The organism is Dietzia sp. DQ12-76 (assembly GCF_014145045.1).
GTDB lineage: Bacteria > Actinomycetota > Actinomycetes > Mycobacteriales > Mycobacteriaceae > Dietzia.
The window spans coordinates 11,093-19,079 of sequence record NZ_JAALDV010000442.1 but is presented as its reverse complement, the minus strand read 5'-3'; the positions used below and the strand labels follow the sequence as shown (position 1 = coordinate 19,079).

The window sequence follows — 7,987 nt, the reverse complement described above, 5'->3', positions numbered from 1 at the left end:
TGACGGGGGCGACGGTGCCTGGCGAGGACCCGGAAGCGGCCGAGCCGTCGGAGGACCCGTCCGGGGGCACGCCGGCCGACCCGCCGGGCCATCCGCCGAGGGAGTCCCCGATCCCCCCATCCAGGGATCCACCCAGGGACCCACCCAGGGATCCGCCCAGGGACCCGAGCAACGGCCCCAGGATGAGTCCGATGACCCCGACGATCACCACCGGCCAGATGAGGTCGGGCAGGTCCACGGAGCCGCCGCCGGCCCCGGGACGGATCACCACTCGTCGAATGGAGTGGTAGGTGGCCCCGTCGGGCAGTGTCACGGCGAACCCGATGTCGTAGGTCCCCGCCCTCGTGGGTGTGCCCTTCAGGACCCCGTCCTCGAGCCGCAGGCCCGGCGGCAGGGACGAGGTATCCACGTCGAGCACGATCCCCTCGGACGCCGAAGGCAGGAACACCTCAGGCCCGAAGCTCCGGCCGGTCCTGCCGTCGGGCAGTCGGTTGACCGGGTCGGTGGGGTCGAGGCCGAGCTGGTCCTCGGCGAGATCCGGCAACCCGTCTCCGTCGGTGTCCACCACCCCGATGTCGGAGAAGGACACCCAGATCATCGGACTCACGCTCTGTCGCTGCGTGTGGTTCTCCACGTCGAGGGGCACGGACACCTCGTCGACCACCGTCGCCGTCTGCCCGGGAGCGAGGTCGAGAGCCGCCACCGTGGTCCCGCGGGCCGGGGAATCCCCGGCACGGGGGGTGTCGGGGCCGTAGAGGGTCACGGTCCGGGAGTCGACCTCAACGGCGCCCGTGAGGGTGCTGCTCACGTCGAACTCGGCCCCGCCGGAGACCAGGTAGTCGCCGATCCCCACCGCGTATCGCCCGGTCCGCCCCGTCGTGGTGGCGTTGCGCACGTGATAGGTCCTGTCGATCGACTGGCCCGGCGACATCGAACACGGGTCCACCTCGGGGGTGCCCCCGATCGCACCCCGGGGATCGGTGTGCGCGGGCCCGCCGGCGAGGTCGCACCCCCACGACCTCAGGACGAGGTCCGGCGCGTCCGACCACGTGACGCCGTCGAGTGAGAACTCGAGGTCGGTGTGGGCGTCCAGGGGCGAGGCGGAGACGGCCCGGGCGACGGATGCCCCGCCGAGCACCAGGGTGACCGCGGCCGCGAGGGCGACAGGGATCAGCCCGTTCCTGCGACGACCTCGTGGCCGGCCGCGCCGCATCTCACGGGCAGGCTCAGTGGCACTCTCGGCAGCGCATCCGGCAGGCTCGGATCCTGAGGGTTTCGTCATCGACCAGCTTCGTCAGGCCCGGTCTGACGCCCGGGAGGAGAGCCCTCACTGTAATACTAAAGTTGTTCTTATGTAAAGGGTGCTCCGCGCCGCCCGCCTACCTTCCCAACCCCAGGACCGTGTCGCACGCCCGGGCGATCGCCAACTCCTCATCGGTCGGGATCACCAGGACCGCGACCCGGCCACCGGCGCGCGAGATGATCCGCTCGCCCGCCCCGTCCTCGTTGGCCTGCGGGTCGAGTTCCACTCCCCACCCGACGAGCGTGGACAACACGTCCGCACGCAGGCGGGCGACGTTCTCACCCACGCCGGCGGTGAAGGTGATGGCGTCGACGTCGCCGAGAACCGCCCAGTATCCGCCGATGTAGCGGCGGAGGCGATGGACGACCACCTCGTAGGCCAGAACGGCGTCGCGGTCACCATCGTCGACCCGCGCGAGCAGCTCGCGGAAGTCGCTCACCCGCGCCAACCCCTCCAGACCCGACTTACGGTTGAGAAGGGTGGAGACGTCCTCCGGCGACATACCGCGGTCACGGATGAGGTGGATGATCAGTCCGGGGTCGAGGTCACCGGGACGCGTGCCCATGACCAGACCCTCGAGCGGTGTGAGCCCCATGGAGGTGTCGACCGCCCGGCCGCCGGCGATCGCCGAGGCCGAGGCCCCGTTGCCGAGATGCAGCACGATCTGGTTCACCTCGTCATACGGGCGCCCCAGTACCTCTGCCGCGCGGCGCGAGACGAATTCGTGGCTGGTGCCGTGGAAACCGTAGCGGCGCAGGTCCCAGTCCTTCGCCAGCGCGTGATCGATCGCATAGGTGTGCGCGGCGGCGGGCAGCGTATGGAAGAACCCCGTGTCGAACACCGCCACGTGCGGCAGGCCCGGCAGTAGTTCCCGGGCCACGCGGATCCCTCGCAGGTTAGCGGGGTTGTGGAGGGGCGCCAGCAGCGCGAGCCTCTCGATGCCCGCCTCCACCTCGGGGGTGACCTCGACCGGGTCGTGGAAATCCGGCCCCCCGTGGACCACCCGGTGGCCGATCGCCTCGACTCCCAGGTCGGCGGGGTGAGCGCCGAGCCGCCCCGCCTCCTCAAGGACCCGACTCAGCGCTGCGGTGTGGTCGGGGAACGCGGCCTCGACGGTGCGCTCCCCGCCCGGCGAGCCGGACAGGTCACCGTGGCGCACGGCCAGGGTGCCGACGGGCTCCCCGATTCGTTCGACCAGCGCCCACGCCAACTCCACCTCGACGGCGGTGTCGATGATCTGGAGCTTGAGGGAGGACGACCCCGAGTTGATGACGAGGACGCGGGTCACGACTCCTCTCCCGGGTCTGCGGCCGCGGCCTGCGCCTGGTCGGCCGTGCCCTGCGCCTGGACGGCGGTGATGGCGACGGTGTTGACGATGTCCTCGACCAGCGCGCCACGCGAGAGGTCGTTGATGGGCTTGCGGAGCCCCTGCAGGACCGGGCCGATCGCCACGGCGCCGGCGGTACGCTGCACCGCCTTGTAGGTGTTGTTGCCCGTGTTCAGGTCGGGGAAGATCAGCACGGTGGCGCGGCCGGCGATCGGCGAGTCCGGCATCTTCTTGCGGGCCACGGTGGGGTCGACGGCGGCGTCGAACTGCAGCGGCCCGTCCACCATGAGGTCCGCCAGCGGGTCCCCCTCGCCCGCGGCGGCGATGCGCGCGCAGACGATCTCGGTGGCCTCGCGCACCTTGTCCACGTCTGCTCCGCTGCCTGAGTCACCGGTGGAGTACGAGAGCAGCGCGACCCGTGGTTCCACTCCGAACCGGGAGGCCGTCTCGGCGGAGGACAGCGCGATGTCGGCGAGCTGTTCGGCGGTCGGGGCGGGGACCACAGCGCAGTCGCCGAAGGCCAGCACGTGGTCGGACAGGCACATGAGGAACACGCTGGACACCGTCTTCACTCCCGGCTTCGTCCGGATGATCTCCAGGGCGGGCCGAATGGTGTGCGCGGTCGTGTGCGCGGCGCCGGAGACCATTCCGTCGGCGAGGCCGGTGTACACCATCATCGTGGCGAAGTAGGAGATGTCGAGCATCCTGTCCCGCGCGACGTCCAGGGTCATGCCCTTGTGCTCGCGCAGCGTCGCGTACATCCGGGCGAACGGCTCGGCGTGCTCACTCGTGCGCGGGTCGAGGATCTGTGCCCCGGCCAGGTCGATGCCCAGTTCGTCCGCGCGTCGGCGCACGGTCTCGGGATCGCCCAGGATGGTCAGGTCGGCGACATCTCGACGCAGCAGCCGGCCAGCGGCGTGGAGGATGCGGTCGTCGTCGCCTTCGGGGAGCACGATGTGACGCTTGTCCGCGCGGGCACGCTCGAGGAGCTGGTGCTCGAACATCTGCGGCGTCATCACACTGGGGGTGTCCACGCGTAGACGGGCCAGCAGCTCCTCGGTGTCGATGTGGGTCTCCATCAGGCTCAGCGCCGTCTCGACCTTCCGCCCGGACCCGGAGTAGACGCGCCCCCGGGTGTCCGCCGCCAGGCGAGCGGTGTCGTAGGTGCCGTGGGAGGTACAGACGATCGGCAACGTCGAGCGCATTCCCCTGACCAGTCGGTCCATCGCCGCGTTCGGCATGAGACCGCCGTTCCAGATCATCCCGGCCAACGACGGGAACCCCTCCGCTGCGTGCGCGGTGAGGACCGCGAGCACGGCGTCGGTCCGGTCGGCGGGCACGATCACGACCATGCCGTCCACCAGCCGCTCCAGGATGCGCTCGCCGGTCATCCCGCCCACCATGAGGTTCATGACCTCCCGGTCCAGCAGCGCCGGGTCACCGGAGTAGAGCGTGCCGTCAACGGCCTCGACCAGTTCACCCATCGTGGGCGCGGTGAGGAGGGCCTGGCTGGGCAACGTCCAGGCGGGCAGGTCCAGGGGAGCGAGCTCGGCTTGAATGTCCTCCAGGTCCTCGGGGTCGCACCGGTTGACGACGACGCCCACCGGGTGGGCGTGCTCCTGTCGGAGTTCCTCCAGGGTCAGTCGGGCGTTGGTACCGATCTCCCCCGGAGTCCGATCGGCACCGCGGAGCACCAGCAGAACGGGCGCGCCGAGGTTCACCGCGAGGGTGGCGTTGAAGTCGAACTCGGTGGGGCTGGGCACGCCCGTGTAATCGGTCCCGAGGATCACCACCACATCGCACTGCGCGGCCACCACGTGGTATCTGTCCACGATCTCGGCGAGCGCCGATTCGCGGTCCTCGTGGACCCGGGCATTGGTCACCCCGATGCAGTCCTCGTAGTCGAGATCGACGGTGGTGTGCTGGAGCAGCATCTCCACGATGCGGTCGCGCGTGGGGTCTGTTCCCGTCACGGACTCCGCGCCTGGTCCGGTCCCGGCGCCGGCGACACGTGGCGCGACGGTGACCGGACGGAAGACCCCCACCCTCTGGACGGTCCCGGCGAGGATCCGCAGCAGCCCGAGAGCCACGGTCGACTTCCCGGTGTCGCCCTCGGGCGCCGCGACGTAGACCGCGGAGGAGGACAGGGGGACCTGGGTCACCGGGGACGGGATCGTGGGAGCGGCGGGCTCGGGCGGGAGCGTCTCGGCTACGGGGGAATCGGGCGCGGCGGAATCGGGCACGAGGGCATTGTGACAGCGCGAGCGGCCCGGCACACGTCGTACACCCCGTGCGGCCCCAGACATCGGTGAGCCTGTCGACCCCGGGCGGCACCCGGGTACGGCGACCAGGAGCGGCGGGGTCGGCTCGGGTGGTCCATGCCGACGGACCGTCACCGACGAAGGCGTGGTGCACGGGACAGTCCAACGTACCGTTTCCGACCGTCGTCGGCCCGCCTCGCGACCGCTCCCGGGGACGACGGACGACCGCCCGCTACCCGACGACGACGACGGCCAACCCGAAGTCCCCGGCCGTATCGGTCCAGACCGCGTCATCGCCGAAACCGTGTCCCGCGAGTTCGTCCACGAGTGCTCGGGGCTCGAACTTCCGGGCGATCTCGGTGCGGATCCCGTCACCCGCGGCCAGGGTCCGGCCGCGTTCGAGCGTCGGAAAATCGATCCGCACCTCACGCACGGCGCGCAACCACATCTCGATACGGCTCTCGGTCTCGTTCCACACGGCCTCGTGCCGGAAGTCCCTGCGGTCGAGACCGGTGCAGTCGACGGTCCGGGCGATCACGTCGAGCATGTTGAGGTTGAACTCGGCGGTGACGCCGGCGGCGTCGTCATAGGCCGCCACCAGCCGGTCCGGGTTCTTGACCAGGTCGAATCCCAGCGCCAGCCGGTCCCCCGGCGCCATGAGCGCACGAAGCATCCGGAAGAACCCGGCCCGCTGCTTCTCGCTGAAGTTGCCGACGGTACCGCCGAGGAACAGCACCAACCGTCCTCCCGGCTCACCCGGCAGAGGCCCCTCGAGGGCGGTGATGTCACCGATGACCGGGTCGATCCGCAGGCCCGGATACTCCTGCCCCAGCGCGCGCGAGCTCTCGACGAGCATCTCGGAACTGATGTCCACGGGCACGAACCGCGCATCCGCGCGGGCCTGTGTCAGCACGTCGAGGAGTACCCGGGTCTTCTCGCAGGTCCCGGCCCCCAGCTCGACCACCGTCGAGGCCGCGGCCACGATCTCGCGTGCCCGGGCCGTGAGGATCTCGGCCTCGGCCCGCGTGGGGTAGTACTCCACGACCCTGGTGATCTGATCGAAGATCACACTGCCCTTCTCGTCGTAGAACCAGCGTGGCGGAACGGTCGGCGGGTCGGCGAAGAACCCGTCGCGAAGGTCGGACTCGAGAGCGGCGGTGTCGGGGTCTGCAGGCGGCGTCCTCGTCGTCGTCGTGGTCGTGGTCGTGGTCGTGGTCCCACGCGGATTCTCGGTGCCGGTCATCGCGCGAGCCTCAGTCCGGTGGCCGCCCACCGCGACGAGGCGGGGAAGAAGTTGCGGTAGGTGGGCCGCGTGTGACCCGCCGGGGTCAGGGCACTGCCGCCGCGCAGTACATGCTGGTCGGACATGAACTTGCCGTTGTACTCGCCCGCCGCACCCTCCTCGGTGACGAACCCGGGGTAGGGCAGGTAGGCACTGGAGGTCCACTCCCACACCCCGCCGATCGACCGGTCCGTGGCGGGCCGCGGGTGGCACCGGTCGGGATCGAGCTCGTCCCCGATCCGCCAGCCGGCGGACGCGACCTCCCACTCGAACTCGGTGGGCAGCCGGGCACCGGCCCACCGGGCGAACGCGTCGGCCTCATAGAAGGACACGTGGCAGACGGGCTCGGCGTCGACCACCGGCCGGCGGCCCGAGAGGGTGAAGGTCGTCCAGTCACCGTCGGCGGAGGCGTTCCCGTCCGTGGCGGCGGGGGCCCCGATGCCGTCCTCGCGACGCCAGTACCCGGGCGCGTCCCAGCCCTCGGTCTGCACGGCGGCCCACCCGTCGGAGAGCCACAACTCGGGGCGGGAGTACCCGCCATCGGCCATGAACTGCTTCCAGTCCGCCACCGTGACCTGACGACCGGCCACCTGGCCGCCCGGTATCCACACCCGGTGACGTGGGCGTTCGTTGTCGTAGGAGAAGCCGCCGGAGGGCAGATCGTCGTGGGGGGACCCGGAGCGGTCGGCCGGGTCCGCGGCGCCGACCCTGGCGACCCCCTCGACGACGTCGAGCCAGTCCGTCTCCCTCGGCGCCGCTGCGACCGGGTCCGTGGACCTGTGCACGTAGACGGGGTCGGTCGGATTGTGGGAGAACAGGTGCTTGGCGTCCATGAGCATCAGCTCCTGGTGCTGCTGCTCGTGGTGGCAGCCCAGTTCGAGGAGCTCACGCCCGCGATCGTCTACCCGTCCCGCCTCGAGCGCGGCCACCACCGCCTCGTCGACGCGCGACCGGAAGTCGCCGATCTCCGCCACCGAGGGGCGGGTGATGAGACCCCGCTGGGGCCGGGGTTGCCGCGGTCCCACGGCCTCGTAATACGAGTTGAAGAGGAACCGGAAGACCGGCTCGGGCGAGGTGTACCCCGGCAGACGCCCCAGTACGAACTCCTCGAAGAACCACGTCGTGTGCGCTCGGTGCCACGCCGCGGGACTGGCCGCCGTCATCGATTGCGGAATCTGATCCTCGGCGCTCAGGCGGGAGGCCAAGAGGTCGGTGAGCTGGCGGACGCGCAGGAACCTCTCGACCGTGCCCCCGGCGCTGAGCGTCGGAACCGACTGCGGCCCTTGGGTTGTGACATCTCCAACAGTCATGGGCTCTCCCCCGGTTCATGGTCGGCGGTCAGACTGCCGCCAGACTATCCACGTGGTGGTTCGGTGCCCACCGTTCTCCGGATGACCCGGTCGCCGGGTGTCCACCGTTCTCCGGATGACCCGCCGCTCAGAAGCCACCGTTCCGCACGCCGCTGCCGGGAAAAGGCACCGGGACCTCCGCGGTGAGGTTGCGCCGCTCGTGCTCGAGGAGCCGCAGGCGGTACTCGGGACAGCTCCCCATTCCACCGTCGGCGCGGAGGACCCGGTGCACGGGAATGACGAACGGCACGGGCACGAGGGTGCACAACCGCCCCACCCGGCGGGCGTTGCGCGGTCGGCCCGCATCCACGCTGACCTGCCCGTAGGTCGAGGTCTCGCCGTACGGGATGTGCTGGATCTCGCGGTAGGCCTCGCGGGAGAACTCATCGTGCACGCCCGCGGCCGCCCAGTCCACGGGGGCGTCGAACTCACGCAGGCGACCGGCGAAGTAGGCCTCGAGTTGGC

Annotated in this window: 6 protein-coding genes; all 6 read right to left on the bottom strand. The window is 70.7% G+C overall.

All coding sequences use genetic code 11. The features are described from left to right. A partial coding sequence (locus tag G6019_RS14405; RefSeq protein ID WP_206681835.1) for a thrombospondin type 3 repeat-containing protein occupies positions 1–1,213 on the bottom strand: 1,213 nt, incomplete at its 3' end. A 166-nt stretch (positions 1,214–1,379) separates the two neighbouring features. After that, positions 1,380–2,591: an acetate kinase gene (locus tag G6019_RS14400; RefSeq protein ID WP_182613279.1), complete on the bottom strand. Its 1,212-nt coding sequence runs from the start codon at positions 2,589–2,591 to the stop codon at positions 1,380–1,382. Then, on the bottom strand, positions 2,588–4,873 hold the full coding sequence (gene pta, locus G6019_RS14395) for a phosphate acetyltransferase (RefSeq protein WP_309230261.1): 2,286 nt from the start codon (positions 4,871–4,873) through the stop codon (positions 2,588–2,590). The genes G6019_RS14400 and pta overlap by 4 nt, the downstream gene beginning before the upstream one ends. Positions 4,874–5,123: 250 nt before the next feature. After that, complete coding sequence (egtD, locus tag G6019_RS14390; RefSeq protein WP_182613280.1) at positions 5,124–6,134, bottom strand: L-histidine N(alpha)-methyltransferase; 1,011 nt, start codon at positions 6,132–6,134, stop codon at positions 5,124–5,126. Beyond that, positions 6,131–7,483, bottom strand: a complete 1,353-nt coding sequence (gene egtB / locus G6019_RS14385; RefSeq protein ID WP_182627858.1) for an ergothioneine biosynthesis protein EgtB — start codon at positions 7,481–7,483, stop codon at positions 6,131–6,133. The genes egtD and egtB overlap by 4 nt, the downstream gene beginning before the upstream one ends. A 127-nt stretch (positions 7,484–7,610) precedes the next feature. Continuing rightward, a partial coding sequence (locus G6019_RS17430) for a methylated-DNA--[protein]-cysteine S-methyltransferase (RefSeq protein WP_241726075.1) occupies positions 7,611–7,987 on the bottom strand: 377 nt, incomplete at its 5' end.

Bases quoted from the DNA above. Each gene is read 5' to 3' on its own strand.
- egtD (WP_182613280.1), bottom strand. From the start codon at position 6,134: ATGACCGGCACCGAGAATCCGCGTGGGACCACGACCACGACCACGACC.
- egtB (WP_182627858.1), bottom strand. From the start codon at position 7,483: ATGACTGTTGGAGATGTCACAACCCAAGGGCCGCAGTCGGTTCCGACG.